General features: G+C 54.3%; 27 protein-coding genes and 1 tRNA gene. 6 read left to right on the top strand and 22 right to left on the bottom strand.

Annotated features, from left to right (window positions below):
- The 4 genes from AAC622_RS02120 to murA form a co-directional block, all read right to left on the bottom strand.
- Entirely contained in the window at positions 1 to 483 is a 483-nt protein-coding gene (locus AAC622_RS02120) for a UPF0262 family protein (protein ID WP_340260071.1), read from the bottom strand.
- A complete protein-coding gene (gene hisD / locus AAC622_RS02115) occupies positions 480 to 1,793 on the bottom strand; it encodes a histidinol dehydrogenase (RefSeq protein WP_340260070.1) in 1,314 nt (437 codons plus the stop codon). Before hisD ends, AAC622_RS02120 begins: the two co-directional genes overlap by 4 nt.
- A 65-nt stretch (positions 1,794 to 1,858) precedes the next feature.
- Entirely contained in the window at positions 1,859 to 2,320 is a 462-nt protein-coding gene (locus tag AAC622_RS02110; protein ID WP_340260069.1) for a DUF2948 family protein, read from the bottom strand.
- Complete coding sequence (murA, locus tag AAC622_RS02105) at positions 2,313 to 3,584, bottom strand: UDP-N-acetylglucosamine 1-carboxyvinyltransferase (protein WP_340260068.1); 1,272 nt, start codon at positions 3,582 to 3,584, stop codon at positions 2,313 to 2,315. The genes AAC622_RS02110 and murA overlap by 8 nt, the downstream gene beginning before the upstream one ends.
- A 383-nt stretch (positions 3,585 to 3,967) precedes the next feature.
- On the opposite strand from murA, the gene AAC622_RS02100 reads away from it, so the two are divergent.
- Positions 3,968 to 4,042, top strand: a tRNA-Thr gene (locus tag AAC622_RS02100).
- Between the two features lie 149 nt (positions 4,043 to 4,191).
- On the opposite strand, the gene AAC622_RS02095 is transcribed toward AAC622_RS02100, so the two are convergent.
- Positions 4,192 to 5,085 (bottom strand): NAD(P)-dependent oxidoreductase, encoded by an 894-nt coding sequence (locus AAC622_RS02095; RefSeq protein ID WP_340260067.1) that lies wholly within the window; start codon positions 5,083 to 5,085, stop codon positions 4,192 to 4,194.
- Between the two features lie 182 nt (positions 5,086 to 5,267).
- On the opposite strand from AAC622_RS02095, the gene AAC622_RS02090 reads away from it, so the two are divergent.
- From AAC622_RS02090 to AAC622_RS02075, 4 genes are all read left to right on the top strand, one after another.
- Entirely contained in the window at positions 5,268 to 6,470 is a 1,203-nt protein-coding gene (locus tag AAC622_RS02090; RefSeq protein WP_340260066.1) for a CaiB/BaiF CoA transferase family protein, read from the top strand.
- Positions 6,467 to 7,243 carry an enoyl-CoA hydratase gene (locus tag AAC622_RS02085; RefSeq protein WP_340260065.1) on the top strand — a complete coding sequence of 259 codons (777 nt, stop codon included), beginning with the start codon at positions 6,467 to 6,469 and terminating at the stop codon, positions 7,241 to 7,243. Before AAC622_RS02090 ends, AAC622_RS02085 begins: the two co-directional genes overlap by 4 nt.
- Positions 7,244 to 7,352: 109 nt before the next feature.
- Positions 7,353 to 8,360 carry a 4-hydroxythreonine-4-phosphate dehydrogenase PdxA gene (locus tag AAC622_RS02080; protein ID WP_340260064.1) on the top strand — a complete coding sequence of 336 codons (1,008 nt, stop codon included), beginning with the start codon at positions 7,353 to 7,355 and terminating at the stop codon, positions 8,358 to 8,360.
- A 52-nt stretch (positions 8,361 to 8,412) separates the two neighbouring features.
- Positions 8,413 to 9,300 (top strand): amidohydrolase family protein, encoded by an 888-nt coding sequence (locus tag AAC622_RS02075; RefSeq protein ID WP_340260063.1) that lies wholly within the window; start codon positions 8,413 to 8,415, stop codon positions 9,298 to 9,300.
- A 56-nt stretch (positions 9,301 to 9,356) separates the two neighbouring features.
- Here AAC622_RS02075 and AAC622_RS02070 read toward each other — a convergent pair whose 3' ends face one another.
- The 15 genes from AAC622_RS02070 to phnG all read right to left on the bottom strand — a co-directional run bounded on the left by AAC622_RS02070 (position 9,357) and on the right by phnG (position 24,221).
- Positions 9,357 to 11,246 carry an acyl-CoA synthetase gene (locus AAC622_RS02070; RefSeq protein ID WP_340260062.1) on the bottom strand — a complete coding sequence of 630 codons (1,890 nt, stop codon included), beginning with the start codon at positions 11,244 to 11,246 and terminating at the stop codon, positions 9,357 to 9,359.
- A 116-nt stretch (positions 11,247 to 11,362) separates the two neighbouring features.
- Entirely contained in the window at positions 11,363 to 13,189 is a 1,827-nt protein-coding gene (locus tag AAC622_RS02065; RefSeq protein ID WP_340260061.1) for an ABC transporter transmembrane domain-containing protein, read from the bottom strand.
- Positions 13,190 to 13,285: 96 nt separating this feature from the next.
- Complete coding sequence (locus tag AAC622_RS02060; RefSeq protein WP_340260060.1) at positions 13,286 to 13,921, bottom strand: chloramphenicol acetyltransferase; 636 nt, start codon at positions 13,919 to 13,921, stop codon at positions 13,286 to 13,288.
- Positions 13,922 to 13,930: 9 nt separating this feature from the next.
- The gene (gene phnE, locus AAC622_RS02055; RefSeq protein WP_445322611.1) at positions 13,931 to 15,265 is read right to left on the bottom strand and encodes a phosphonate ABC transporter, permease protein PhnE; all 1,335 of its coding nucleotides are present in this window, start codon (positions 15,263 to 15,265) and stop codon (positions 13,931 to 13,933) included.
- 7 nt (positions 15,266 to 15,272) lie between these two features.
- Positions 15,273 to 16,148, bottom strand: coding sequence for a phosphonate ABC transporter, permease protein PhnE (gene phnE / locus AAC622_RS02050; protein ID WP_340260058.1), 876 nt, complete (start codon positions 16,146 to 16,148; stop codon positions 15,273 to 15,275).
- 76 nt (positions 16,149 to 16,224) lie between these two features.
- Positions 16,225 to 17,124, bottom strand: coding sequence for a phosphonate ABC transporter substrate-binding protein (gene phnD / locus AAC622_RS02045; RefSeq protein WP_340255022.1), 900 nt, complete (start codon positions 17,122 to 17,124; stop codon positions 16,225 to 16,227).
- Positions 17,125 to 17,176: 52 nt separating this feature from the next.
- Positions 17,177 to 18,007: a phosphonate ABC transporter ATP-binding protein gene (phnC, locus tag AAC622_RS02040; RefSeq protein ID WP_340260057.1), complete on the bottom strand. Its 831-nt coding sequence runs from the start codon at positions 18,005 to 18,007 to the stop codon at positions 17,177 to 17,179.
- 92 nt (positions 18,008 to 18,099) lie between these two features.
- A complete protein-coding gene (locus AAC622_RS02035) occupies positions 18,100 to 19,242 on the bottom strand; it encodes an alpha-D-ribose 1-methylphosphonate 5-triphosphate diphosphatase (protein WP_340260056.1) in 1,143 nt (380 codons plus the stop codon).
- 7 nt (positions 19,243 to 19,249) lie between these two features.
- The gene (gene phnN / locus AAC622_RS02030) at positions 19,250 to 19,786 is read right to left on the bottom strand and encodes a phosphonate metabolism protein/1,5-bisphosphokinase (PRPP-forming) PhnN (RefSeq protein WP_340260055.1); all 537 of its coding nucleotides are present in this window, start codon (positions 19,784 to 19,786) and stop codon (positions 19,250 to 19,252) included.
- Complete coding sequence (phnL, locus tag AAC622_RS02025; RefSeq protein WP_340245286.1) at positions 19,783 to 20,466, bottom strand: phosphonate C-P lyase system protein PhnL; 684 nt, start codon at positions 20,464 to 20,466, stop codon at positions 19,783 to 19,785. Before phnL ends, phnN begins: the two co-directional genes overlap by 4 nt.
- Positions 20,467 to 20,475: 9 nt before the next feature.
- Positions 20,476 to 21,246, bottom strand: a complete 771-nt coding sequence (phnK, locus tag AAC622_RS02020; RefSeq protein WP_340260054.1) for a phosphonate C-P lyase system protein PhnK — start codon at positions 21,244 to 21,246, stop codon at positions 20,476 to 20,478.
- Positions 21,243 to 22,076, bottom strand: a complete 834-nt coding sequence (locus AAC622_RS02015; RefSeq protein ID WP_340255007.1) for an alpha-D-ribose 1-methylphosphonate 5-phosphate C-P-lyase PhnJ — start codon at positions 22,074 to 22,076, stop codon at positions 21,243 to 21,245. The genes phnK and AAC622_RS02015 overlap by 4 nt, the downstream gene beginning before the upstream one ends.
- Positions 22,073 to 23,173 (bottom strand): carbon-phosphorus lyase complex subunit PhnI, encoded by a 1,101-nt coding sequence (locus AAC622_RS02010; protein ID WP_340260053.1) that lies wholly within the window; start codon positions 23,171 to 23,173, stop codon positions 22,073 to 22,075. The genes AAC622_RS02015 and AAC622_RS02010 overlap by 4 nt, the downstream gene beginning before the upstream one ends.
- Positions 23,173 to 23,760 carry a phosphonate C-P lyase system protein PhnH gene (phnH, locus tag AAC622_RS02005; RefSeq protein ID WP_340260052.1) on the bottom strand — a complete coding sequence of 196 codons (588 nt, stop codon included), beginning with the start codon at positions 23,758 to 23,760 and terminating at the stop codon, positions 23,173 to 23,175. Before phnH ends, AAC622_RS02010 begins: the two co-directional genes overlap by 1 nt.
- An 8-nt stretch (positions 23,761 to 23,768) precedes the next feature.
- Complete coding sequence (phnG, locus tag AAC622_RS02000; protein WP_340260051.1) at positions 23,769 to 24,221, bottom strand: phosphonate C-P lyase system protein PhnG; 453 nt, start codon at positions 24,219 to 24,221, stop codon at positions 23,769 to 23,771.
- A 94-nt stretch (positions 24,222 to 24,315) separates the two neighbouring features.
- On the opposite strand from phnG, the gene phnF reads away from it, so the two are divergent.
- Positions 24,316 to 25,065: a phosphonate metabolism transcriptional regulator PhnF gene (gene phnF, locus AAC622_RS01995; protein ID WP_340260050.1), complete on the top strand. Its 750-nt coding sequence runs from the start codon at positions 24,316 to 24,318 to the stop codon at positions 25,063 to 25,065.
- Here phnF and AAC622_RS01990 read toward each other — a convergent pair.
- Complete coding sequence (locus AAC622_RS01990) at positions 25,004 to 25,678, bottom strand: class I SAM-dependent methyltransferase (protein WP_340254992.1); 675 nt, start codon at positions 25,676 to 25,678, stop codon at positions 25,004 to 25,006. The genes phnF and AAC622_RS01990 overlap by 62 nt on opposite strands.
- Entirely contained in the window at positions 25,675 to 26,172 is a 498-nt protein-coding gene (locus AAC622_RS01985; RefSeq protein WP_340256446.1) for a 2,4'-dihydroxyacetophenone dioxygenase family protein, read from the bottom strand. Before AAC622_RS01985 ends, AAC622_RS01990 begins: the two co-directional genes overlap by 4 nt.
- Positions 26,173 to 26,199 lie beyond the last annotated feature (27 nt).

Genomic DNA, 26,199 nt, shown 5'->3' with positions numbered 1-26,199 from the left:
TCAATTCCCGAAATGCAGCACGCAGATCAGGGTAAAGAGGCGGCGCGCGGTATCGGTATCAACCTCGGCTTTGCCTTCAAGCCGTTCTTGCAAAACGCGCGCACCCTCATTGTGAATACCACGCCGCGCCATATCAATCGCCTCGATTTGGGCCGCAGGTAGCTTTTTCACGGCAGAATAATAGCTCTCACAAATCTGCCAGTAATCTTTGACCACCTGACGAAATGGCGACAGTGAAAGGTGGAATTCGGCGGCCAGTTCCGTCTCTTGGGTGGCAACAGAAAAGACCAGACGTTTGTCACGAATGGCCAAAGCCAAATGATAGGGCCCATCGAGCGGTGTGCGCCGATCCCGCGCAGGCAAAACAAAACTGTTTTCTTCGAGTAGATCAAAAATCGCTACGCGCCGTTCCTGTTCGATCTCAGGGGTTGGTGCAGGCATATTCGAGGTGTCAATCTGAATATCGGTAATGCGCATTGTCATTCACCATCCCCCTGATTGATCCGCGCAAGCCGCGCCAAAACCGATAGGCCATGTGCTTCAAGGCTTTCTGATTTCGCCAATGTTGCCGCCGCAGGGCCAATGGCCCGCAATGCTGCGGGTGTCATTTGCGCCATGGTGGAGCGTTTCATGAAATCAAGCACCGATAGCCCGCTAGAGAACCGCGCAGAGCGCGCGGTCGGCAGCACATGGTTTGGCCCCCCGATGTAATCGCCAATCGCTTCGGGCGTCCACGCCCCCACAAAAATAGCCCCAGCATGGGTGATCTTATCGGCATAGGTTTCGGCCTCAGCCACGCAAAGCTCGAGATGTTCAGGCGCAATGCGGTTGGAGAGCGCAGCCGCTTCATCCAAATCACGCGCAACAATGATAGCGCCAAAATCACGCCAACTGGCCCCTGCGATGGCCCGCCGCTGTAGGGTTTCGAGGCGTTTATCTACAGCCTCCGCAACAGCGCAGCCAAATTCTGCATCATCCGTGATCAAAATGGATTGCGCGCTTTCGTCATGTTCCGCTTGCGACAGAAGATCCAGTGCGATCCAATCGGGGTCATTGTCACGATCTGCGATCACCAAAATCTCAGACGGGCCTGCGATCATGTCAATGCCGACCTTGCCAAAGACCCGCCGTTTTGCGGCTGCAACATAGGCATTGCCGGGCCCTGTGATCTTATCCACGGGCAGCACGGTTTCAGTGCCATAAGCCAAGGCTGCAATCGCCTGCGCACCACCCATGCGGTAAATGCGATGCACCCCCGCAAGACGCGCCGCCAAGAGAACAAGGGGGTTTACCTTGCCATCGGGCGTCGGCACCACCATCGACAAATGACCAACCCCTGCAACGGCCGCGGGGATTGCATTCATCAAAACGGATGAGGGATAACTAGCTAGTCCGCCTGGCACATAAAGACCCGCGCGGGAGACAGGGCTCCACCGCCACCCAAGTTTGGCACCAAGTTCGTCCTGCCACGCAGCATCTTCGGGCAGTTGGCGGGCATGGTAGGCGCGTATGCGCGTGGCGGCCAATTCCAGTGCTGCGCGCTCGGCGGCGGGCACAGTGGCAATGGCCGCATCAATCTCGGCCTCGGAAAAGATCAACTGCTCGGGCGTCAGACGGACACGATCAAATTTTTCGCCAAAGGCAATCAAGGCTGCATCGCCATCACGGCGCACCTGCGCAATGATATCGGCAACCACCGCATCTACATCAGGGCTATCCTCGCGCTTCATCCCGAGAAGCGCTTCAAACGCCGCCTCAAAATCCGCCGTATCCGTGTTCAGAAAAATAGGCATACCCGTCTCCGTCAGAATAGGAGGGGCTTACCTTTTGTTGGCCGCGTGCTCAAGACGCGAAAGCGTCACGGGTGCGAGGGGGTTTTTCCTGAAGGGGCCTGATAGGGCCTGGTCACATCGCGCAGAGCAAGATTGATTGCCTCGACCTCAAGCGCCAAGGCCCCATCGCCTGCAAAGGTCAGGGTGAGGCGCCCCATACCATCTTCGCCCGCCTGCCACTCGACCGAAAGCAATGATAAAACCACATCGCGCGCCTGCGGGCTGATGCCTTGCGCGGCCATACTCAGCAAATCATCCACAATCAGCAAACTGCGCACCCGCTCAGGCGGGCTGACGCGCGCCCCATTTTCCCAACGAAAGCGATTGAGCAGCAGAACCACCTGACGTTTGGCGCGCGTGTATTTGATATCAGCCGCAGTAAGGACGGCATCTTGCGCAAGCGCAGACAGGATTTTCACATCCTCTGCATCTGCAGCGGCAAGCGCCAAAGGCGCTTCGAAACCATCCTCAAATCGGGCGTCAACCATGGTCTGCCACCCGTTCAATTTGTGCGCCAAGGCCGCTGAGTTTTTCTTCAACCCGCTCATACCCGCGATCAAGGTGATAGACGCGGTTCACACGGGTTTCCCCTTCGGCTGCAAGCCCCGCGAGGATCAAACTGACCGAGGCACGCAAATCCGTGGCCATCACAGGCGCGCCGCGCAATTGTACAACGCCGGTCACCTTGGCTGTTCCGCCATGTACATCAATTTTGGCCCCCATGCGGATCAATTCGGGCGCATGCATAAAGCGGTTCTCAAAGATGGTCTCTTCCAATGTGGCAACCCCGTCAGCGGTGCACATCAGCGCCATCATCTGTGCCTGCAAATCGGTTGGAAACCCTGGGAATGGGGTGGTGGTCACATCCACGGCCCGCACGCGGCCCGTTTTGTGGCTGACGCGCAAGCCGCGATCGGTTTCAACAATCTCGACCCCCGCCTCTTCCAACTTATCGGCCAAGGCCGCCACAATAGCACGGCTGCCGCCGATCAATTCTACGCTGCCGCCTGCAATCGCGGGGGCAATCATATAGGTGCCCAGTTCAATACGATCTGCGATGACACGATGCGTTGTTGCATGCAAACGATCCACGCCACGAATAACGATGGTGTCTGTGCCTGCGCCTTCGATATCTGCGCCCATGCCTTGCAAACAATGCGCTAGCGCCACGGTATCGGGCTCGCGCGCGGCATTGCGCAAAACGGTGGTGCCTTTGGCCAAAACCGCCGCGCAAAGCGCATTTTCCGTGGCACCCACGGAAACAAAGGGAAAGCTGATCTCAGCCCCTTTGAGGCCATTTTTTGCCGTTGCTTGAACATAGCCTTCACGCAGATCAATTGTGGCCCCCAAAGCCTCAAGCGCGGTCAAATGCAAATCCACTTTGCGCGCACCAATTGCACAACCGCCCGGAAGCGAGACAACCGCCTCACCAAATCGGCCCACTAAGGGCCCAAGCACGTTGAAAGAAGCGCGCAGCTTGCGCACGATGTCGTAATGCGCGGTTAGATTGGTCACATCGGCAGACGAGATCATCATCGCGCGGCCATCTGCCAAACGGGCCACTTCGCAGCCCAAGCTTTCCAACAAGCTGCCCAGTGTCGCCACATCAGACAGGCGCGGCACATTGGTCAGCGTCAAAGGTTCATCCGATAAGAGGGCCGCACACATCAGCTTTAGGCAGGTGTTCTTCGCGCCCGCGATGGGAACCTCGCCCGAAAGCGGGCCATTTCCTTTAACGATGATACTGTCCACGGGTGCTGCCTCTTTTGCTCTGCTCAGGTCGCGTCAAGATGACGGGCCCGCGCCATTTTCGCCATCTTCCGCACGTCTTTTGCGGGCCTGCGCCTTGCGGCGGGCCAAATTGGCCTTAAGCGCTGCTTTCAACCGCTCCGTACGAATGTCTTGTGCGCTTCTTTGACCAGAATTCGATCTTTTCGGCGAGTTTGATGGTTGCTTCATGCAGCCTCTAATAGCGAAGCGGACAATTCGCGTCTAGCGCGATGCAAATCGAAATTGGCATAAATTGCCTATGCGCATCCGCAGCCATCAAAAGGAATTGGGCCCTGGTGCGAATTTTCGTTTGCTTTGGTCTTGCATGGGTCTGCGATTGCGTCTAATCCACGCGCCACACGTGCGCTGCAGTAGCTCAGTGGTAGAGCACTCCCTTGGTAAGGGAGAGGTCGGGAGTTCAATCCTCCCCTGCAGCACCATCAAAATCATATGATCATTAATACGACAAACGCCCAAGTTGGTGTGTGTAATCCAATTGGTTCTGAGCTTACAAAAGTACACACGTTGTACGCGATTGACAGAATGACCAGATGATCAAGGTGATTCAAAAACTAATAATTATTTCATATTATGTATATTTTTTTAAATAGTAATCACTGATAGCAGCAGAGTCGGAAAAGTCGTTCCCGTCATTCGCGTAGGATGTGTAGATTTCTATAGATTTATCAATAAGCGGTAGCCCGCCATTAATAGCCTTCATAAAGGCGGCAAGAGCGGTCATGTCTTTGGCTAACTGTCTTGCGTAAGCTTTAGGGGGATCAAAATCTTCAGAAACCATCTGCTTGTAGATCCGTTGCAAAATTTGAGAATCCGCCATTCCACCCGATAATGCTTCTGGTAAAAGCCTGGGATCAATCTGCGCAGATCGCGCCAATGTCAAAACCTCTGCCATCAGTACATAATTCGTTCCAACAATCGCCTGATTTAAAGTTTTAGCAATTTGACCAGCACCCAATGGACCCAATAGAGTTGAGGTCTTTGTCAGAGCATCAAGTATCGGAATTACTCTTTCAAAATCGGCCTGCACACCGCCTAGCATAGCCGTTAAAGTTCCGGTCTCTGCTGGATCAGGACCTCCTGATACGGGAGCGTCAATCCAAGCAACTCCATGTTCAGCCATTCTGCCAGCAATTCTCACAGTGTCTTCGCGTGGCACAGTTGAGAAATCAATAATCAGGTCGGCGCCACCATCTGATTTGGCAAAGCCTAAAGGACCAAAGCAACAGTTTTCAACTGCTTCAGTGTTCAGAACACACATTGCAAGGATATCACTGCACTCGCGCACTTCTGCTGGAGTGTCTGCCCAAATTGCTCCATGCGGCAATACCTCTAAAGCCCGTTCCGGCTCTAAGTTCCATACAGTCACTTCAAAGCCACGCGACAGAAGGCGCCTCACCATTGGGGCGCCCATAATCCCAAGCCCGACAAATCCAATTTGAGGTAATTTCGAATGGTCTTTCATAATAGCTCCAGTTTTACAGGAAATGACACTTTACGGACATTCGAAAAGCTAACACGAGCTCGATGAATCATAGCTTAATCTAACCAAATTTGCTTAGCTTTCAGGATAAGAATCTTGGATCTAGCCAATTTATAGTCTCTCATATTGCAAACAAATTGCGACCTCAAAGAACTGATAAAGATATGCCCAGCCAAACAAGCACGTCAAACTTACCACTAACAGGATTGAGAATAATTGACCTGACACAGGTGATGGCTGGGCCATTCTGTTGCATGATGCTTGGAGATATGGGCGCAGATGTTATAAAAGTTGAGCCGCCAAAAGGTGATCAAACCCGAGCGGCAATGGGCTTTCGGATGAAAGGAAATGACAGTCCCGGTTTTTTTGCGTTGAACCGGAATAAAAAATCAGTTGTCTTAAATCTAAAGAGCTCTGGAGGCATGACCATGTTCATAGAGCTCGTTAAAACAGCCGACGTGCTTGTTGAAAACTATCGACCAGGTGTCACAAAGAGGCTGGGCATAGACTATCAATCTCTCAAACAAATTAACCCTAAACTGATTTATGCAAGCATATCTGGTTTTGGGCAGACTGGGCCTTGGTCTCAGCGTCCAGGTTTCGACCTTATGGCACAAGCTATGTCTGGCGTTATGAGCGCCATGGGGCACCCCGATATGGGACCAGTAAAGTCTGGCGTTTCTGTTGGCGATTTGGGAGCAGGCTTATTCTGCGTTTATGGCATTCTAAGCGCAGTAATTGGCCGCACAAAATCTGGTACGGGTCAATATATTGACGCTTCTCTTTTTGAGGCAGCGCTATCTCTATCGATCTGGGAAACCACCGAATTTTGGGCCACAGGCAAATCGCCCCAGCCACTCGGTACAGCAAATCGTATGAGCGCGCCCTACCAAGCATTCATGGCGAGCGATGGTATGTTTGTTGTAGGCGCTGCAAACCAAAAATTATGGGAGTTATTTTGTGATGTGATTAACCGCCCGGAAATAAAAGAAGATCCGCGCTTTATGACTAACATGGATCGGGTCGCTAACCGCAGCCAATTGGAAGCCGAACTCAAACCTATTTTCAGCGAACAGAATGTAGGGTTTTGGGTCACAAAGTTTTTAAACTACGGTGTTCCAGCAGGCCCAATTAACGACTTTGAGCAAGTGTTGAGTGCTGATCATACATTGGAACGCGACATGGTTCTGGAAATCAATCACCCCGTTGAAGGGCCAATAAAATCTTTGGGCTTCCCGGTAAAGTTGCAAGACACCCCACAACAAGTACGTTTACCTCCGCCTCTGCTGGGGGAGCATACTCATGAACTAGCAATTGAACTGGGATTAGATACAAACAAATTACGCGCAGAAGGAGCTTTTGAGTGAGTAGCGGTGAGGTACATATGCAAGTCGAGGGATCTGTTGCTAGAATTTGGTTTGATCGACCGGAAGCAATGAATTCGATGACTTGGAAGATGTACAATGACTTTGAAAAAATAAGTCTTCGTCTACAAACAATGTCAAAGCTAAGAGCGGTAGTTTTACGTGGTGTGGGTGGTAAAGCCTTCGTCGCAGGTACCGACATACATCAATTCTCTGATTTTGATCGCAGTGAGCATGGCGTTGAGTATGAAAAAAAAATGGACCGAATACTCAATGAATTCGTGTCGATTCCGGCACCTACTCTGGCAGTGATTGACGACTTGGCGATTGGTGGTGGCCTAAATATTGCAGCATCATGCGACTTGAGACTAGCTGCTACAGGCGCTCGGTTTGGTGTTCCGATATCTAGAACACTGGGAAACTGCCTCTCTATGCGGAACTATGCCAATATGATCAGTCTTATTGGCGAACCCGCTTCAAAACGAATGTTGTTTTTAGCAGAACTAATGACCGCCGAAGAGCTTTCCGGAACTGGATTTCTAGCCCGCATAGTCCCCCCCCAGGAGATGGACACTGCAAGCGATGAATTGATTGAAAAGCTATGCTCCGTGGCGCCTCTCACCATCACGGCAAGTAAAAAAGCACTTCAACGTTTAAGGACCGCAGATTTACCTAGCGGCGAGGACTTGATCGAGCTTTGTTATGGGAGTTCAGATTTTCAAGAAGGCGTTCAAGCTTTTAAGGCGAAAAGACGCCCTAATTGGACTGGGGAATGAACTAATGCAGGTGATATCTGTCATCTATTTCGAGCCCCCAAATGTCCATGATCGATGATTTCTCCAACACGATTTTAAACTCTACGGATATGATAGAGGACTTTTGAAAGTGAAGCATCCAATGAAGCCAAGAATTGCTATTATTCCAGGAGATCCATCCGGTATTGGGCCTGAGCTTATCGCGAAATTATTACAAGAAGCAGATGTAAAAGAAGCGGCGAATATCCTTCTTGTCGGTGATGCTCATGTTTGGAAACAAGGCGCGAAGCAGGCCAGAAAAGATGTAGTTTTAAATACAATACCCCGTTCAGAAATTTCCAGTTTTGAAGGAGTTGCACACCTTAACTTACAGACCTGTGAACCTGAAGAAATTGAAGTGGCCAATATTTGTTTAGCAAGCGGAAGATCGTCATTACGCAGCCTGGAAACCGCCTTAGATCTTGCTAAAAGTGGTCTTATCGATGGTATTTTATTCGCACCTTTCAATAAGGCAGCGTTGACACTCGCAGGCATGGAAGAACAAGACGAGCATCAGTTTATTGCCAAGCATATAGGGTTTTCTGGCCATCACTCTGAAATAAATGTCTTGGACAACATCATGACCACCAGGGTCACAAGCCACATAAGCTTGGGCGAAGTGGCCCGCAATATAAATGAGTTGTCAATCAGCCGAGCCATTGATTTAGCCGCTTTAACTCTCAAACGCTTCGGAATTGAATACCCTCACATAGCGGTTGCAGCACTCAATCCCCATGCCGGCGACAATGGAAAATTTGGGCGCGAAGAGATTGATGTAATTGGGCCCGTAATTCAGAATTACCAACAAAGTCAGATGAAAGTCACTGGGCCTTGGCCCTCTGACACTGTGTTTTTAAAAGCGCAGAACCGCGAAGTGGATGCTGTGGTTACAATGTATCACGACCAAGGGCAAATCGCGATGAAATTGATGGGGTTTGAGCGTGGGGTAACCGTTGCAGGCGGTTTACCAATACCAATCGTCACCCCTGCGCACGGCACTGCTTTTGATATTGCCGGTAAAGGCGTTGCCTCTGCCAGCGCGACGCTTCAAGCTTTTCGTTTATTACTGCGCACAAGAAACGTTAATGCCGTAATTTAATTATCTACAATAACCCAACTTTCTGCTGATTTGTCTTTATCGGGAGCGAAATATGAAAATCATCGACGCTCATCATCACTTTTGGGATCCAGACTTAAATTACCATCCTTGGCTCCGCGACGAGCCCCTAATCCCGTTTAGATATGGTGATTACTCCAGTATCCGCACAAGGTTCATGCATAAAGAATACGATTTAGTATCAGCAGATTGGGAGATTGTTGCGAATGTAACAATGGAGGGAGAATGGGATCCCGCGGACCCAACTGGCGAAGCAATTTGGATGCAAAAAGTTGCAGATAGTACCGGAAAACCAGCCGCGCATGTCGCTCAAGCATGGTTGGACAAAAACGATTTAGATGAGGTTCTTTCTACTTTAGCCAATCTACCAATTGTCAAATCTGTACGCCATAAACCACGGTTCAATGCATCTCCAGGAGGACCACCGGGCGGTATGACAGACCCATATTTCAAAGCCGGTTACAAAGCCTTAGCAAAATCAAACCTGATGTTCGATTTACAGACCCCGTGGTGGCACTTGTGTGAAGTAAAATCGATGGCAGATATGGCTCCAGAAGTGCCAATTATACTCAATCACACTGGACTTCCTTCTGATAGATCCGCCGAGGGTTTGGCTGGGTGGTACGAAGCGCTAAAAGATTTTGCGCAAATTCCCCAAACATTTATCAAAATTTCAGGATTAGGTGTTCCAGGAAAGCCTTGGTCCCTAGCGGACAATCGCGACATCATCAGAAGGGCAATTGATATTTTCTCGCCTGACAGATCTATGTTTGCGTCAAACTTCCCGGTGGACGGCTTGTGCGGAGATTTCAACACTATTTTTTCAGGGTTTGACACCGCCACCAATGACTATTCAAACGAGGAGAGACAGTCATTGTTTAGCGGCACTGCATCGGAAGTATACGGGATCAAGATGCTGTAATTTTTAAAATACAAAATTTATAATCATTTGGTCAATAATTCTGAGATCAGTTGAGGCTAGGGTCGATACTCCCACTTCAATGAAAACCTATCCATAACCTGCGACAGCTTTACTTCCTCCTCATCAATATTACTATTCAAACAAACAATTAGACCAAATTTTATATCATCGCGCACTGATACAACACGGGCCGCAAAACCCGCCTCAGCAAGGTTTGCATCTAATACGCGAGCAATCGCGAGTTTGCGTAAAGCAGGCTTAAAGGTTTTACCTACGGCAGTTTTCGGTAATTCAGGTAAAATTTCGACATATTTGGGCGCTGCAGCACGTTCGGTAACATGGATGCGGGCATGTTCCATTAAGGCATCCACGGTCACATCTGCCCCTTCAACTAATTCCACATAGGCGCAGGGCAGTTCGCCGGCGATTGGATCAGGCTGGCCAATGGCCGCTGCCATTGCCACTGACGGATGAGTGGCCAAAGCCTCCTCAATAATTGCAGGATCGATGTTGTGACCACCGCGATTAATCAAATCCTTCGCCCTGCCCGTGATCCAGAGATACCCGTCCGCATCAAACCGCCCCAAATCGCCCGTGCGCAAATATTGGCCCTCATACATTTGCGCCGCCGATTTTGTAGCGTCTTTGTAAATACCCTGCTCCGTCACGCCGGGGCTTGCCACGCAAATCTCGCCGATCTCATCAATGGCACATTCTGTGAGGCCTTCGGGCGTATCTTTGAGGATGATCACGTTACAATGCGGAAAGGGGATGCCAACAGACCCAACCTTTTTCTCACCTTCAACTGGGTTGCAGGAGACAAGACAAGTAGCCTCGGTCAGGCCATATCCTTCGACAAGGCTGACGCCCGTTGCGCCCTCAAACCGGCGAAACAATTCCAATGGCAGGGGAGCTGATCCTGAGAATGCGGTTTTCACAGAGGAGATATCCGCATCTACAGGCCGTTGCATCAACACCGCAAGCGCGGTTGGCACCGTGATCAAGAATGTGACCTGCCAGCGTTCGACCAATTTCCAGAAATTATCGAACACCCCTGCTCCGCGATATCCTTGCGGGGTCGGAAAGACCGTATGGGCGCCTGAACACAGTCCCCCCATAAGGATCACATGGCTTGCAAAAACATGAAACAGCGGCAGCGGGCAGAGCACCGTATCGGTTTCTGTAAACAACAGACTGTGACCTACCCAACCATTATAGATGATGCCCGAATAGCTGTGCTGCGCCACTTTGGGCATGCCGGTTGTGCCGCCTGTATGAAAACAGGCAGCGATACGATCTCTCCCCTGATCTGGGTGGCGCAACAGATCAGCCGTCTCGCCCGCCATTTCCGCGCGCAACGACAACACGCAGGCCTGATGCGTGACCTTTACCTTGGGCCGCAGCAAGGGCGCGATCACCCGCTTGATCCCCGTCAGATAGCGCAGAAGATCAACTTCCAATACAGTTTCAACTTCGGGGGCCATGGCCACGGCGGCGGCGGTCTTTTGTGCAAGATCCGTCTTGGGAAATGGCGCCAAAGTGACCACAAGCCGCGCTTTCGTTTCGCGCAAGATGCTTGCGATTTGATCAGGCTCAAGCAGCGGGTTTATGGGCACCACAACGCCCGCAACCATCCCCGCCAGAAGGGTCAAGACTGTTTCGGTGCTATTGGGCAGCACAAAGGCAACCGCATCCTCTGGGCCAATGCCAAGCCGTGCAAACAGATTGGCCAGTTGGGTCACCTCCGCCCTGAGGCTTTGCCAATCCAATGTCTCTGCTTTTGCGTCAGGATCTGAAAACAGTTGAAAGGTAACCGCCGGGCGCGCGGGATGGCGCGCTGCAACGTCAGTCAGCAATTCATAAATGCTTTGCGCAGGCGCGGCCGCAGGCCACGGGTGATCTGTCTCAATTTTGCGCACATCTTGATTATTCGCAAAAGGCAGCATGGCCTTGCCTCCCCCATCATTCTCCCAAATGGTCCTGCGGTCACGATGCACGCGGTCGCACGGCAGGCTTTGCGTGAGAATGAAGAGAAAAGCGCGTTTTCGCAAGCACGCTGTGATTATTCAGCAGCGATTCCATCGGTGAATTGCAACCGTGCCAGACGTGCATAAAGTCCGCCTTCCGCGACAAGCGCATCATGGCTGCCTTCGGCAACAATCTGCCCCGCATCAAAGACCAAAATGCGGTCGGCCTTTTTCACCGTTGCCAGACGATGCGCAACAATCAAGGTCGTGCGCTCGGCACTGAGATCTGCAACCGCGCGCTGCACCAATCGCTCACTTTCAGCGTCAAGCGCACTGGTCGCTTCGTCTAACAGCAGGATCGGCGCATCGCGCAAAATGGCGCGGGCGATGGCAATACGCTGTTTCTGCCCCCCAGACAGCATAATCCCCCGCTCGCCCACATAGCTGTCATAGCCTTCGGGCAAAGCCGCAAGGAACTCATGCGCGGCGGCGGCGCGGGCGGCGGCCTCGACCTCAGCATCGGTGGCGTCAGGACGGCCAAAGCGAATATTGTCACGCGCAGAGGCCGCGAAAATCACAGGGTCTTGCGGCACCAGCGCCATAGCCGCGCGGAACCCCTCACGGCGCATATCGCGCAGATTGACCCCATCAAGGGTGATCTTGCCTTTTTGCGGATCATAGAAGCGTTGCAGCAATTGGAAGATCGTGGATTTACCTGCGCCTGATGGCCCGACAAGCGCCACTGTCTCACCCGATTTAATGGTGAAGCTCACATCTTTGAGCGCCGCAGTTTCTGAGCGGGTCGGATAGGCAAAACCCACGCCGTCAAACACGATATCGCCCTTGCCCGCATGTGCCAGGGACACAGGGCGGACTGGGTCGGTGACTGCGTCCTCAGCGTAGACAAGTTCTACCAACCGCTCGGTCGCACCAGCGGCGCGCTGCAATTCGCCCCAAATCTCAGACAGCGCACCCACCGCGCCTGCGACCATAATTGCATAGATCAAAAACTGGATCAGCGCGCCGATGCTCATTGCGTCTGCGCGAACATCCCGCGCTCCCACCCAAAGTACCCCCACAATCCCCGCAAAAACTAGGAAGATCACAATCACTGTCATAAAGGCACGGGTTGAAATGCGGCGCTTGGCACTGTTGAAACTGGCCTCTGTAACGTTGGAAAAATCATTGGAAGAGGCTCGCTCATGAGTAAAGGCCTGCACAGTTTGAGCGGCCAAAAGCGCCTCAGATGCTGCGCCAGAACTTTGCGCAATCCAATCTTGGTTTTCACGCGACAACACGCGCAGCTTGCGCCCCAAAACCACAATCGGGACGATAATCGCAGGCACAAGCAACAAAACCATCCCCGTCAGCTTGGGCGATGTGACAACCATCATCACCAAGCCGCCCATTAAAATCAGCGCATTGCGAAGGGCTACAGACACCGAAGAAGAAATCACACTGAGCAAAAGCGTAGTGTCCGTGGTGATACGGCTAAGCACCTCACCCGTCATGACCTTCTCATAAAAACTTGGGCTCATCGAGATCATGCGGAAAAACACTGCCTTGCGAATATCGGCAATCACACGCTCACCCAATCGTGTCACAAGGTAATAACGCGCGCCCGTGCCTAGGGCTAAAAGGCCCGCGATCCCCAAGGCAGCAAGAAAATAGCTGTCCAAGAGGGCGGCGGTGTTTGTCTCAAACCCATCTACGACACGGCGCACGGCCAAGGGCATAATCAGCGCCACAAGCGCCGTGGTCACAAGCGCCAAACCCGCCCCGATGATCCAGACACGATACGGCACGAGAAAGGGCACAAGCGCACGCAGCGATCCAATCTTTTTGGAGCGCGCACGCTCCTCCGTGGCATTGGCGGCCTTTGCAGGCGGTGCTGCCTTAGCGGCATCGGTTTGGGTGGTCATGGTCGCGTTTATCCTCAATCTGTGAAAGTGGGATAAAGCGGCACGGCTCATCAAACAAGCCCCGCGTGGCGCGACTTAATGCGCGCAGAAATGAAATCAGGGACGCGGCCCGCGATATTTGGCAACAAATTCCGCCGCAGGCATTGCGCGGAAATCAGGTAATGCGCGGCGCAGACGGGCATGATCCCAGTCCCACCACGCCAAATCCATGAGATCTTGCGCGACCTCATCGGCAAAGCGCATGCGCAAGGGCTTTGCGGGCGTGCCTGCCACAATCATAAAATCTGGCACATCCTTGGTCACCACAGCGCCTGCGGCAACAATCGCGCCGATGCCCACGCGGATTTCGGGTTTGATAATCGCACCATGACCGATCCAACAATCGGCCCCAAGGCTAAGACGGCGCGCCGCACGCGCGGCAAAAAATGCAGCATCGTCTGACGCGTCATCGAAATAGAGCTCAGAGCGATAGAGGAAATGATGTTGCGCCGCATTGCGCATCGGGTGATCGGTTGGCCCGATCCGTGTCATCGCAGCAATGTTCGAAAATTTGCCGATATCGGCATTGGCAATATCGGCCATACGGTCACAATAGGCGTAGGCCCCGAAAGCCGAGTTCAGAACGCGCGAGAACGCCCCCACCTCGCAATAAGCCCCGAAGGTAGAATTGGCGATTTCGCAGCCTTGATGGATCAGGGGCGTATCGGCTGTCAGTTTTTTTGCGTCACTCATGTTGGCCTATCACTTGCCTGAGCCATCGCCTTTGATCAGGCGCGCCCGTATACGACCAGAAACCGCATCCATTGCAACCACCATCAGCACGATCAAGGTTATATAATAAGTGACCTTTTCCCAATCTGCCGTGGTCTGGATGGCTTGGGTCAGCAATAGACCGATGCCCCCGCCCACAATCGCGCCCACAATCGTGGCCGAGCGCGTGTTCGATTCAAAGAAATACAACACCTGACTGAGCAAAATGGGCATGACCTGCGGCAAGACGCCGAAACGATTGCGCTGCACTGCATTCGCGCCTGTCGATGCCAGCCCCTCAATCTGCTTTTCATCGACATTTTCAAGGGCCTCGGAAAACAGTTTGCCAAAGCTGCCCGTATCTGTCAGCAAAATAGCCAAGGCCCCTGTCATCGGCCCTGGCCCAAAGGCCCGCGATAGGATGATGGTAAAGATCAGCGCATCCAAGCCACGCACAAAATCAAACAGGCGGCGGATGACAAACCGCACCGCTTTGGACGGAGCGAAATTTGTTGCCGCAAAAAACGCCAAAGGCAGCGCAATCATTGCCGCGCCAAATGTGCCCAGAAAGGCCATCAGGATCGTTTCCCCCAAAGCCCAAAAAACATCCCCATGCCGCCAGATTGAATTGTTCCAGACATTCGATAGCATCAGACCAAAATTGGAATGCGCGGGGTCAATTTGCGCGCCGCGGGTGATGGTCGCGAAAACCTCGCCCGCGCTCATGCCTGAATAGGGGCTGGCCAGATCGAAAAAGAACATCTCCCATCCCGCGAAATAGCGCATGGTTTCGGTGCGGTTGCGGGTGACAGACAGCCGCCCACCTTCGGTCGCAATCGAGACGCGATTGCCAGAGGCATTGATGAAATCAGGAACCGCCTCGGCGGATAGGCGCAAATCAACCCCATTTGCGGTATCAATGACAATGTCGCCAAATTCAGGATAGTGATAGGTGATCAGCGGCCCAGCATAGGTCACGCGATGCCCATGGCGCAGTTCGATTTCGGCTGTGTGGCTTGCCACTTCGGCCCAAGCGGGGATTTGATCAGGCGCATAGGTGGCACGGCGTGAACCTTCAATGGCGACCGTGATCTCGCCTGAGCGATTATCGCGCGTGACATGGGTTTTATAGCTGACCGCATCCGACACCAACACCGCCGCGTTATCCATCCGCGCCCGTTCGGCCAGACCCAGAATGTCAAAGGCAAAAAAGACATAGACCGCATAGGCAAAGATCACCGCTGGGATCGCAAAACCAAATAGTTTCTTGCGCCCAATGCGGCGGATTTCGGAGGCACGCAAAGCCGCAACATCTTGGGTAGCCATGACCATATCAGAACGTCCCCTTGGTCAAATAATTGCGCAGGCTGCTTGAGAGCTGATCAACCGCGACAATGGTCAAAAACAGGATCACGAAAACGGCGGCGGCCTCATCGAACTTGCCCTGCCCAAACGTCAGCGCGTTTTTCAGCTCGTAGCCAATGCCACCCGCGCCCACAAAACCAAGGATGGCTGACGCGCGGATATTGATCTCAAAGCGCAGCAACCCATAGCTGAGGTAATTGGGCAAAACCTGTGGGATGACACCTAACCAAATCCGTTGACCCCAATTTGCACCGACAGACTGCAACCCTTCGACAGGTTTCATGTCCGTGTTTTCAGTCACCTCAGAAAACAATTTGCCCATGGCACCCATCGTATGCAGCGCGATGGCAATCATTGCAGGCACAGGGCCACCGCCCATGATGAAAATCAGCACCAATGCCACCACAACCTCAGGGATCGCGCGCAAGATGTCGGTGATACGGCGAAAGAACGGGATCAGACGCGGCCAATAGGCCAGCCCGCGCGTGCCCAAGAGCGAGAACACCACCCCACCCGCGCAGCCAAGCAAAGTCGCGACCGCCGCAATGTTAAGCGTCTCAATCAAAGCAGGCAGTGCATCCACCATATGGCCAGGCAGTTTTGCTGCTTTTTCAATCGCCTCAGAAATCAGATCAGCAGGGAAATCAAAAAGGCGATGTAGGCCTTCCAAGAAACCACCTGCATTGCGATCTTCTGCAATAGAGAAGCCAGAGATCAACATCACCGCAAAGATCAAAATGAGCAGACCTGAATAGAGACGGCGGCGCTGCGTCATCTGCAGATAATCTTCGCGCACTGTTTCACGTCTTTCCCGATCGATCTGGGATGAGGTGATATCGGTCATGGTCAACCTTTCTTGAAGATGGGGGCGCGCAAATCTGCGCACCCCCCAATGTCATGCACCAGTTTGCAACAAGGGCTTAGTTACCTTGTGCCAAACGCACAGCGATGATGGTCTCATAGGCTTCGTGGCTGATGGGTGCGAAACCTGCGGTTTCACCTGCCGCCACGCCATAAGCGCAGGCCTCATCTGTTTCGTGCAGATTGGCCAAAAGTTCGGTTACAGTCGCCTTTACATCGTCAGGCAGCGATTGACGCAGAACGACAGGGCCTTCTGGAATTGGCTTAGAGCGCCAGATTTCAACCAAGTCGTTCATATCAACCAGACCTGCATCAACCGCGCGGCGCAATGCGCCCGAGTTGTAGCCGTCTTCCCAGTTGCCCAAACCATCGGCCCAAGTCACGCCTGCATCAATATCGCCATTGTTTACGGCGATGATTGTCTGCTCGTGACCGCCTGTGAATACAACATCACCAAAGAAATCGCCTGGCTCCATCGAGTAACCCAACTGTGGGATCTCAACCGAAGGGATCAAGAAACCAGAGGTCGAGTTTGGATCACCAAAGCCAAAGGTTTTGCCTTCAAGATTGGCCAAATCGGCAATGCCGCTGTCAACGCGGGCAAAGCCGATGGAATGATACGAGAAAGAGCCATCCAAATTGGTCTTAACCAAGACAGGCTCGACCGCGTTTTCATCTGCGATATAGGTCGCGGCATAGGAAGACGCGCCCAACCATGCGAAATCAAGCGTGCCGCCAAGCAAGCCTTGGATCACGCCGTTGTAATCTGCAGGGGTGAACAAACGGGTTGGAACGCCAAGGGCCTCTTCAACATAGGCGCGGAAGCATTCGTTATTTGCCAAACGGTCTTGCGCGTTTTCACCGCCCAAAAGGCCGATATTGAATTCTGTGATTTCTTGCGCCGCCGCAGGCCCAGCAAGGGCTGTTGTCACTGCTAGGAGGGTTGCCAGTTTCTTCATGAGAAGTCTCCGTGAGATGAGATGTCCGAACAGATGGACTGGGGTTTTGGCCCTACATCAGGCCTTGTATCGCGGGATGTTTGACCCGCTTTTCCGCCACCGCCTCAGCACCCGAAATCTTGGTAGAGGTAGCGAATTCGTTGAATGTTTCATCCGCGCCATAGATGTCGCGCGCGACACCCGTGGTCAGTTGCGCAGGAGTGCCATCGAACACGATGCGCCCGTCCCGCATTCCGATCACGCGGTCACAATATTGGCGCGCCGTATCCAATGTGTGCAGGTTCGCAATTACCATGCGCCCGTCTTCTGTGTTGATCCGCTTGAGCGTATCCATCACGATTTGGGCATTCATGGGATCAAGGCTGGCGATTGGCTCATCGGCCAGAATGATCTGGGGATCTTGCATCAAGGCGCGGGCGATGGCGACCCGTTGCTGTTGACCACCGGACAACGCCTCAGCCCGTTTGGGTGCTTGTTCGGCAATGCCCAGACGATCAAGAATATCAATCGCGCGGGAAATATCGGCCTTTGACCAAAGATTAAACATCGTGGCCAAGGTCGAAGCGTGGTTCAATTTCCCATGCAATACATTCGAGACAACATCGAGGCGTGGCACAAGATTAAACTGCTGAAAGATCATGGCGCAGCGGCTTTGCCATGCGCGCGCCTCCGCGCCGCGATAGGCAAGCACATTGGTGCCATCAACCAGAATTTCGCCATCCGTGGCATCGGTCAGGCGGTTCATCATCCGAAGAAAGGTGGACTTGCCCGCCCCAGAGCGGCCAATGATCCCGACAAAGGCAGGTCGGTCGATAGAAAAGCTAACGCGGTCAACGGCAATTTTGCTGCCAAAAACCCGGGTTACGTTGCGCACTTCGAGCATAAGGCCCCCTTCCAAAATCTTGAGGGCCGTATCGCCGTGCAGTGATTCAGTTATGTGACCGAATTGTTACCGTTTCGTAAAAATATCATCGGTCAGGCAACGCGCAGGCCGCGCGACCAAACCCCGCGCAAACGCGGTGTGCCGCCCGCAACAGACAGGCGCAAAACGTCACCGCGCAAGCCTTGTTCGATGCGGCCACGATCCTGCAAACCCGCGGCCTTAGCAGGGTTGGCCGTCACTGTGGCCATGGCGCGCGGCAGATCATTCCACATTTGCCCCAAGCGATAAGCCGACAGCAAAAGCGCGGCAGGGACATAATCGGAGGAGATGATATCCAACAGGCCCGCTTCGGCCAGTTCGGCAGCCGAAACATTGCCCGAATGTGACCCGCCACGGATCAAATTGGGCGCGCCCATCATAACCGCGATGCCATGCCTATGGCAGGCCTCGGCCGCCTCGCGCGTGGTCGGGAATTCGGCCAATTTGATCCCGTAGCCTGCCGATTTCGCGACATGATCCGCGGTGGTATCATCATGGCTTGCCAAAAGCGCGCCATAGCGGCGGGCGTGATCCACTGCGGCCTGTTCGTGCATATCCCCAAATCGCGCACGCATATCTGTCAGCTGTGCGATATGGTCTAACCATTCATCCTCGCTGAGATTGTTCTTGCCCATCACATAGGCTTTGAGCTTGGACAGATCACGGAATTGCCGTTGCCCTGGTGTGTGATCCATCAGGCTCACCAAACCTACGCGGTCTGCTGGGCCAAATTCGGCCAATTCTTCCGCCAAGGTTTCGGAACAGATTTCGGCGCGCAAGTGTAGAAAATGGCTGATCTTCAGCATCCCTTGATCGCGCAGGGCCAACATCTCGCTGGCCAAAGGACGGGCATAGCGTTCGTAACGGGTTTTGCCCGAATTAATCGACCCAATGCGCATGGCATCGAAAACTGTCGTGATCCCTGCCCCTGCCAGTTCGGCATCATGGGCGATAATGGCCGCATCATGGGGCCAATCAACTGACGGGCGCGGCTGCATGTGCCGCTCAAGATTGTCAGTGTGCAATTCAACCAGACCGGGCGTCAGATAATCGCCCTCGCAATCAATCGCGCCACGCGGCAAGGTGCCGCCTTCGCGGATATCCGCAATGACCCCATCTTGCACAATCACACTGCCTGCAAAGACCCGATCCACAGTAACGATCTGCGCATTGCCGAAAATCAATTCGCTGCTCATGATTGGTCTATCCTTTGAATAAGCCTGCCTCAGCGGCGGCGATGGCGACCCCTATCGTGCCGCTATTGTCAATTTCCACGATATTCAGGCCTTCGGGCAAAGGAACCTGTCGCGCCAGACGCGCGGCGATATCCTGTGCATCCTCGCGCCCGCGCGCGGCAAGACGCGTGGCCAAAACCGCAGGACTTGCGGTGATGGACAGAACCACTACATGCGCAAATCGCAACGCAGCCTCGCTCAACACATTGCGAGACAGGTTTGCAAGGACATCATGACCTGCGGCAATCCAATCGGCCACCTCAGCGGGAATACCATAAGAGAGGCCATGCGCCTGCCATGACAAGGCAAAGGCCCCCTGCCCGTTGAGACGCGCAAATTCATCTGCGCTGACCCCATCAAAGGCCTCACCCCCCGCATCACTGGGGCGGGTGATCACGCGTTTGGCCGCGCGCAAATCTGGATGGCGGGCCATCAGCCCTGCCATCACGCTGTCTTTGCCCACCCCCGAGGGGCCAACAACCGCAATGATGCGGCCTGTCTTCATGCGATCTTCCTTGGGGTAAAGACGCTGACATCAATGGCGCGATCCGCCACCCGCTCGCGCGCTTCAAGGTCATGGAAAATTCCAACTATCGCAGCCCCTTCTGCCTTCGCCTCTTCGATCAGCGATAGCACCGTCTCGCGGTTCTGGGCATCAAGGCTGGCGGTTGGCTCATCCAACAGCAAAACAGGATAGCGATGTGCAAATCCGCGCGCGATGTTGACGCGTTGCTGTTCACCGCCCGAGAATGTCGTGGGCGATAACGGCCAAAGCCGTTCGGGGATGCGCAACCGCGTCAGCAAATCTGCGGCCCGCGCCTGCGCTTCGTCCTCAGCCACACCAAGAGACAAGAGCGGTTCTGCCACAACCTCTAGGGTGGGCACGCGCGGCACCACGCGCAAGAACTGGCTGACATACCCTAAAACCTCGCGCCGTAGGGTCAAAATCTCGCGCGGGGTGGCGGTGGTGATGTCCAACCCGTTCACCACCACACGCCCCGCTTGCGCCAGATAATTTCCGTAAAGGATGCGCATGACAGTAGATTTCCCTGCCCCGCTTTCCCCTGTCAGGGCGACACATTCGCCCGCCGCCACGGAAAAATTCGCGCCCTCTAGCACGGGGATCACCGCGCTGTTTTGATTGTGCAGGGTAAAAGATTTCCCCAAATCTGTGACTGTGATCATCGTCATCCCTCACACCTGCAAAACCGAAGATACCAAAAGCTGCGTATAGGCATGTTGCGGATCATCCAAGACCTGATCGGTCAAACCTGTTTCCACAACATGGCCCGATTTCATCACCATCAGCCGATCTGCCAAAAGACGCACGACCGCCAAATCATGGGTGACGATAATGGCCGACAATCCCATACGGCGGACAAGACCGCGCAGCAAATCCAACAGCCGTGCCTGCACGCTAACGTCCAAGCCGCCCGTGGGTTCGTCCATGAAAACAAGGCGCGGGCCCGTCACCAAATTGCGCGCGATTTGCAGGCGCTGCTGCATCCCACCCGAAAAGGCCGAAGGGCGATCATCCATACGGGCGGTGTCGATTTCAACCTTGCTCAGCCAGTCACCTGCGGTCTGGCGAATATCGCCATAATGACGCGCGCCGACCGCCATCAACCGCTCGCCGACATTACCGCCTGCGGATACCCGCATCCGCAATCCATCACGCGGATTTTGATGCACAAAGGCCCAATCGGTGCGCGACAGCATCCGCCGCTCGGCCTCAGGCATCTGACGGACATCACGGGGGCCATCGGCACGGGTGTCAAAAATCACTTCCCCCTGATCAGGGCTCAGATGTCCCGCTAGGCAATTGAGCAGCGTAGACTTACCTGACCCAGACTCGCCCACAATCCCCAAGACTTCGCCTGGATAAAGATCAAACGAGACATCTGCACAGCCAATCCGCGTGCCGTATCGTTTCTCAATATTGCGCACTTGCAAAAGCGGGGTCATGCGGCCTCTCCTGTCTCGCGGCGGCTGGCGCAGTAATCTGTGTCGGAACAGACAAACATCCGCCCGCCCGCATCATCCACGATCACCTCATCTAAATAACTGTCTTCAGCCCCACATAGCGCACAAGGATGTGCCGCTTTTGACGGATCAAAGGGGTAATCTTCAAAATCGAGACTCACGACCTTGGTATAGGGTGGCAGGGCATAAATCCTTTGCTCACGTCCCGCCCCAAACAATTGCAAGGCAGGGCTTTCCAATTTGGGATTGTCGAATTTCGGGATTGGAGACGGATCCATCACATAGCGCTCTTCCACCTTCACGGGATAGGCATAGGCGGTCGCAATCTCGCCATGGCGCGCAATGTCCTCGTAGAGCTTGACATGCATCAGGCCATATTCCTCAAGCCCATGCATCTTGCGCGTTTCGGTTTCACGCGGCTCTAGGAAACGCAGCGGCTCGGGGATTGGCACTTGATAGACCAAAATCTGATCCGCACTGAGCGGCGTTTCAGGGATGCGGTGGCGCGTTTGGATGACAGTGGCCTCCGTGGTTTTCTCGGTCACGGCCACGCCTGCGGTTTTCTCGAAAAAGCGGCGGATTGAAACGGCATTGGTCGTGTCATCCGCACCTTGGTCGATGACTTTGAACACATCATCAGGGGTCAAGCAGGCGGCAGAAACCTGCACGCCGCCCGTGCCCCACCCATAGGGCATTGGCATTTCGCGACTTGCGAAGGGCACCTGATAGCCTGGAATGGCCACCCCCTTCAGAATAGCGCGGCGGATCATCCGCTTGGTCTGTTCATCGAGATAGGCAAAATTATAGCTCATTCTGCAGCCTCCCGTGGGCCTGTAGATGCCATCATCGCCTCGGCGCGCAGGCGGCGGATCAGCTCCAATTCAGATTGGAAATCCACATAATGGGGCAATTTGATATGTTCGAGAAACCCAGTTGCTTGCACATTATCGGAATGGGACAGGACAAACTCTGCGTCTTGCGCGGGCGCGCCCACATTATCCTCACCCAATTCCTCCCATCGCAAGGCGCGATCCACGAGGGCCATGGAAATCGCTTTGCGTTCGGATTGCCCAAAGACCAAACCGTAACCGCGGGTGAATTGCGGCGGCTCGGTCTTGCTGCCTGTGAATTGGTTCACGGTTTCACATTCGCTGACCGTGATCTCGCCCAGATCAATGGCACAGCCCAATTCGGGAATATCCATCGACACAGCCACGCGCCCGATCCGCAATTCGCCCACGAACGGGTGGTTGCGCGCATAGCCCCGTTGCGTGGAATAAGCCATGGAGAGAACAAACCCCTCATCGCCACGCGCCAAGGCCTGAAGTTTCAGCGGACGATCCGCAGGGAAATCCAAGGGCTCGCGCGTCAGATCACGCGGGGGCGTGTTATCCTCAGGCTCGGGCTGCAATAGACCCTCGCGATCCAGAAATTCGGTGACATGCGGCAAAGGTGCGGCATCCACTGGGGCGCCCCCCTCATCCTCGGACGGGACCGCCCCATCTGCCATCAACGCGAAATCCAACAGACGGTGGGTATAGTCAAAGGTTGGCCCCAAGATCTGCCCGCCTGGCAGATCCTTAAAGGTGGCCGAAATGCGCCGATCACAGCGCATCACGCCAGTATCAATCGGGGCGCTAACCCCAAAACGGGGCAAGGTGGTGCGATAGGCGCGGATCAGAAAAATCGCCTCAATCATATCGCCGCGCGCCTGCTTGATCGCCAGAGCTGCCAAATCAGGATCGTATAGCGAACCTTCGGCCATGACCCGATTGACAGCCAAGCTAAGCTGTTCGCGAATTTGCGAGATGCTCAGTTCCGCCACATCGGTTGCGCCGCGCCGCTCATCGGCCAGCCATTCATGGGCGGCGTCAATCGCCCGCTCGCCCCCCTTTACCGCAACATACATTAGGAAGCCCCCTCAATACGGGTGGATCGCGGCAGGGCCGCTATTTGGCTGCCTGACGTGAAGAACGTATCAAAACCAAGCGGGAAGCGGCGCGCATTGACGACAAAAGCCGCAGTCTCGGGCAGATTGAGATAGGCCTCCGCCTGAATGCCTGGCCCGGTCAAGCGCACCCCCTCCGCCGCGAGATGATCCATCTCAACGATCAATGTGACAGAGCGGTCAGGGTAATCTTGCACACCTTGACGCATTTTGCCGAGATCAACGCAAAGCTCATCCCATGGGCCAATGGCAAAATCTGCCTCATCCGCAGCAACCAAAGGCGCGCCCGTATGAAAGCGCAGCCATGCGCGAATGGCGTCTGTGTCGCAAGACGGGGAAAGGTAAACCCGTGTTTCAGGATCACAAAGAACCAGCAGCAAACTGCCCGCCGCAGGGGATAAGGGCAGCGGCGGATGCCCACCTGAAATCTCGCGGATCACCCCAGGACGGGCCATCACATCCAAGGCCGCGCGAAAGGCAATTGCCGCATCGCGCGGGGGATTGGCGAATCCGCCCCCCATTGCATCGGTCACATTTGGCTCAGACATTGCCATACTCATTCCCCCCGAACCATGGTGAAAAATTCAACCTTTGTGCCCGCCGCGCGCTCCGCCCGCGCGCCCTCACGCGCTGCTTTTTCCGCGCGCAAAGGGGTGATCACGGAGGCGATCAAAGCCGACCCTTGATCTGTCTGACACAGCGCATCGACAAGCGCGGCATAGGTTGCGGCCTCATGACTGCGGCCCTGCACATATCCATGCCCGACCGCACCGCTCTCGGTGAGGCGCACCGAGGCGCGGGTGACAGTCATTTCACCGAGATTAAACGCAGCGCCCACCGCGCCTGCGCGCCCACGCACCATGACCGTGCCAATTTCAGGCGCACGCAAAACGCTATGCGGCACCTCAACGCCTGCGGATTGACACAGCGCGATCAAGCGATCTGCGGAGGCCTGTGCCATGGTGGACAGCCATGCTTGCCGTTCGATGTGTTCGCCTAAATTCGACATCTTGCGAAGTTATCCGATAAAATATACAACTAGACAAACTTTACGCTCAACCCTGCCCCCTCACAAGCGGCTTTTGATGAAATTTTGATGACAGATGCCCAAAGCCACGATCTGGACAGAAATTCGAGACGACCTTGAAACCGATATCCGTTTGGGACGCTTTGCAGCGGGCACGAAATTGCCCACAGAGGCGGAATTGGCCGCCCGCTTTGGCGTGAACCGCCATACGGTGCGCCGCGCCATCGCAAGTCTGGTTGAGGCGGGGCTGGCCCTTAGCCGCCAAGGCGCAGGCGTTTTTGTAACCGAAGCCCAGACCCCTTATCAGATTGGGCCAAGGGTACGGTTTTCCCAAGCCATCCGCGCAACAGGCCGTGTGCCCGACAGACGTTACACCGCATTGTTCAGCCGCCCTGCTGATGCCAAAGAGGCCGAGATGCTCGATATCCGCGAGGGGGAATTGGTGCATCACGCAGAGGGTCTATCCTATGCCGATGGGGTGGCTCTGTCGCTGTTTTCATCTTGCTTTCCTGCCGCAAGGCTGCCGAATTTATTGGACAATCTTACACGCGACCCTTCGATTACAGCGGCCTTTGCGGCGGATGGGTTTGACGATTACCTGCGCCGCGACACGCAAATTGACGCGCGCGCGGCCACAAAATTGCAGGCACATCAATTGGGCATTCGCCATGGCGCGGCCCTGTTAGAAATCACCGCGATTAACATCTGCGCAAAATCTGGCGCAGTCTTGGAATTCGGGCAAAGCGTGATGGTAGGCGGGCGCGTTAAATTGCGGGTTGAGGGCTCTGCCCCGACACCCCTGCCGCCCGCACAAAATGCGCCCTAAGGAAAAGCTGCGCAACACCGCTTGGCGTGTGATGCGTGGCTGTCTCCGCCGCGCGCAGGGTGAAATCTGACCCCAGCCGCGCAGCAAGCGTGGCGGCATCATAACGCTGCACAGGCAGGCCGCTGCATCGCTCAGGGCCATCTTGGTGAAACACCGACAAGATCACATGACCCTTGGGAATCACAGCGCGGGCCATCATCTGCACATAGGCCGCCTGCGCGTCAGGGTCGGTTAAGAAATGAAACACCGCGCGATCATGCCAAAGGTGATAGTGGCGGGGCGGTTGCCAGTTGCGCAAATCCGCACAAATGAAGCGCGGCGGATGGTCAAGATCACGACAGGCCGCCGTGCTTTGGGTCATGGCATGGGCCGAAATATCGATGGCTGTGACATCGCGATAGCCTGCAAGCGTCAAGCCACGCACCAAACCTGACCGCCCTGCCCCTGCATCTAGAATGGGCGCGTCAGGCCCAAGCTTGAGCGCCGCGATTTGGGCAAGGACGTGGGTGTAATCTGCTTGATACCAGCCAAGCTGATCAACCGCCCGATCGTGATAGACCGCATCCCAAAAGCCAGCTTCCGCAGCATTCGGGGATGGCGCATGATCTGTCATCTGATGAATTGGTCAACGTAATCTGCGCCAAGCCCGACGCGTTCGTAATGCGCGCGGCACAGATCAATCTTGGTAAAGACATCCTCATAGCCCAAAACCTCGCCATAAGGATCGACATAGCACATGACGCCATTAACTTGGAAAAAGGTGATCATTTCTTCGACCCCTTCGGGAACCACCAAAGTGTGAGTTTCACCAGGAGGTTCATACACATACGAGCCCTCGGTCGCCTCCCAATCGTGCTCAAGGTAATACCACCGTCCTTTAAGAACCCAACCATGTACTGCTTGAGGGTGTCGATGGCGCGATAGAACACCTGATTTTTTCACCTTCAGAAGGTTCATCCAATAACCCTGAGAACGATTCAAACACAGCGGACGAAACCATACATTGGGAGCCTGCGGAACCCAGATCCTTTCATCATCTGGAATAGCATTAGGCACTACTATCTCTTCCAAGGCATCTTTTGGAAAAGGAAGCTGATATGGGGTCATTGGATCTTGGTCAGTTTTTTGTAGGGG

Origin of the sequence: Roseobacter sp. HKCCA0882 (assembly GCF_037805225.1) — a bacterium.
GTDB lineage: Bacteria > Pseudomonadota > Alphaproteobacteria > Rhodobacterales > Rhodobacteraceae > M30B80.
Note: the sequence above shows the minus strand (reverse complement) of the source record. Positions and strands in the feature narration are given on the sequence as shown.

Coding starts and splice junctions, on each gene's coding strand:
- AAC622_RS02120 (WP_340260071.1), bottom strand. CDS start 483: ATGACAATGCGCATTACCGATATTCAGATTGACACCTCGAATATGCCT.
- hisD (WP_340260070.1), bottom strand. CDS start 1,793: ATGCCTATTTTTCTGAACACGGATACGGCGGATTTTGAGGCGGCGTTT.
- AAC622_RS02110 (WP_340260069.1), bottom strand. CDS start 2,320: ATGGTTGACGCCCGATTTGAGGATGGTTTCGAAGCGCCTTTGGCGCTT.
- AAC622_RS02095 (WP_340260067.1), bottom strand. CDS start 5,085: ATGAAAGACCATTCGAAATTACCTCAAATTGGATTTGTCGGGCTTGGG.
- AAC622_RS02090 (WP_340260066.1), top strand. CDS start 5,268: ATGCCCAGCCAAACAAGCACGTCAAACTTACCACTAACAGGATTGAGA.
- AAC622_RS02075 (WP_340260063.1), top strand. CDS start 8,413: ATGAAAATCATCGACGCTCATCATCACTTTTGGGATCCAGACTTAAAT.
- AAC622_RS02070 (WP_340260062.1), bottom strand. CDS start 11,246: ATGCTGCCTTTTGCGAATAATCAAGATGTGCGCAAAATTGAGACAGAT.
- AAC622_RS02065 (WP_340260061.1), bottom strand. CDS start 13,189: ATGACCACCCAAACCGATGCCGCTAAGGCAGCACCGCCTGCAAAGGCC.
- AAC622_RS02060 (WP_340260060.1), bottom strand. CDS start 13,921: ATGAGTGACGCAAAAAAACTGACAGCCGATACGCCCCTGATCCATCAA.
- phnE (WP_445322611.1), bottom strand. CDS start 15,265: ATGGCTACCCAAGATGTTGCGGCTTTGCGTGCCTCCGAAATCCGCCGC.
- phnE (WP_340260058.1), bottom strand. CDS start 16,148: ATGACCGATATCACCTCATCCCAGATCGATCGGGAAAGACGTGAAACA.
- phnD (WP_340255022.1), bottom strand. CDS start 17,124: ATGAAGAAACTGGCAACCCTCCTAGCAGTGACAACAGCCCTTGCTGGG.
- phnC (WP_340260057.1), bottom strand. CDS start 18,007: ATGCTCGAAGTGCGCAACGTAACCCGGGTTTTTGGCAGCAAAATTGCC.
- AAC622_RS02035 (WP_340260056.1), bottom strand. CDS start 19,242: ATGAGCAGCGAATTGATTTTCGGCAATGCGCAGATCGTTACTGTGGAT.
- phnN (WP_340260055.1), bottom strand. CDS start 19,786: ATGAAGACAGGCCGCATCATTGCGGTTGTTGGCCCCTCGGGGGTGGGC.
- phnL (WP_340245286.1), bottom strand. CDS start 20,466: ATGATCACAGTCACAGATTTGGGGAAATCTTTTACCCTGCACAATCAA.
- phnK (WP_340260054.1), bottom strand. CDS start 21,246: ATGACCCCGCTTTTGCAAGTGCGCAATATTGAGAAACGATACGGCACG.
- AAC622_RS02015 (WP_340255007.1), bottom strand. CDS start 22,076: ATGAGCTATAATTTTGCCTATCTCGATGAACAGACCAAGCGGATGATC.
- AAC622_RS02010 (WP_340260053.1), bottom strand. CDS start 23,173: ATGTATGTTGCGGTAAAGGGGGGCGAGCGGGCGATTGACGCCGCCCAT.
- phnH (WP_340260052.1), bottom strand. CDS start 23,760: ATGTCTGAGCCAAATGTGACCGATGCAATGGGGGGCGGATTCGCCAAT.
- phnG (WP_340260051.1), bottom strand. CDS start 24,221: ATGTCGAATTTAGGCGAACACATCGAACGGCAAGCATGGCTGTCCACC.
- phnF (WP_340260050.1), top strand. CDS start 24,316: ATGCCCAAAGCCACGATCTGGACAGAAATTCGAGACGACCTTGAAACC.
- AAC622_RS01990 (WP_340254992.1), bottom strand. CDS start 25,678: ATGACAGATCATGCGCCATCCCCGAATGCTGCGGAAGCTGGCTTTTGG.
- AAC622_RS01985 (WP_340256446.1), bottom strand. CDS start 26,172: ATGACCCCATATCAGCTTCCTTTTCCAAAAGATGCCTTGGAAGAGATA.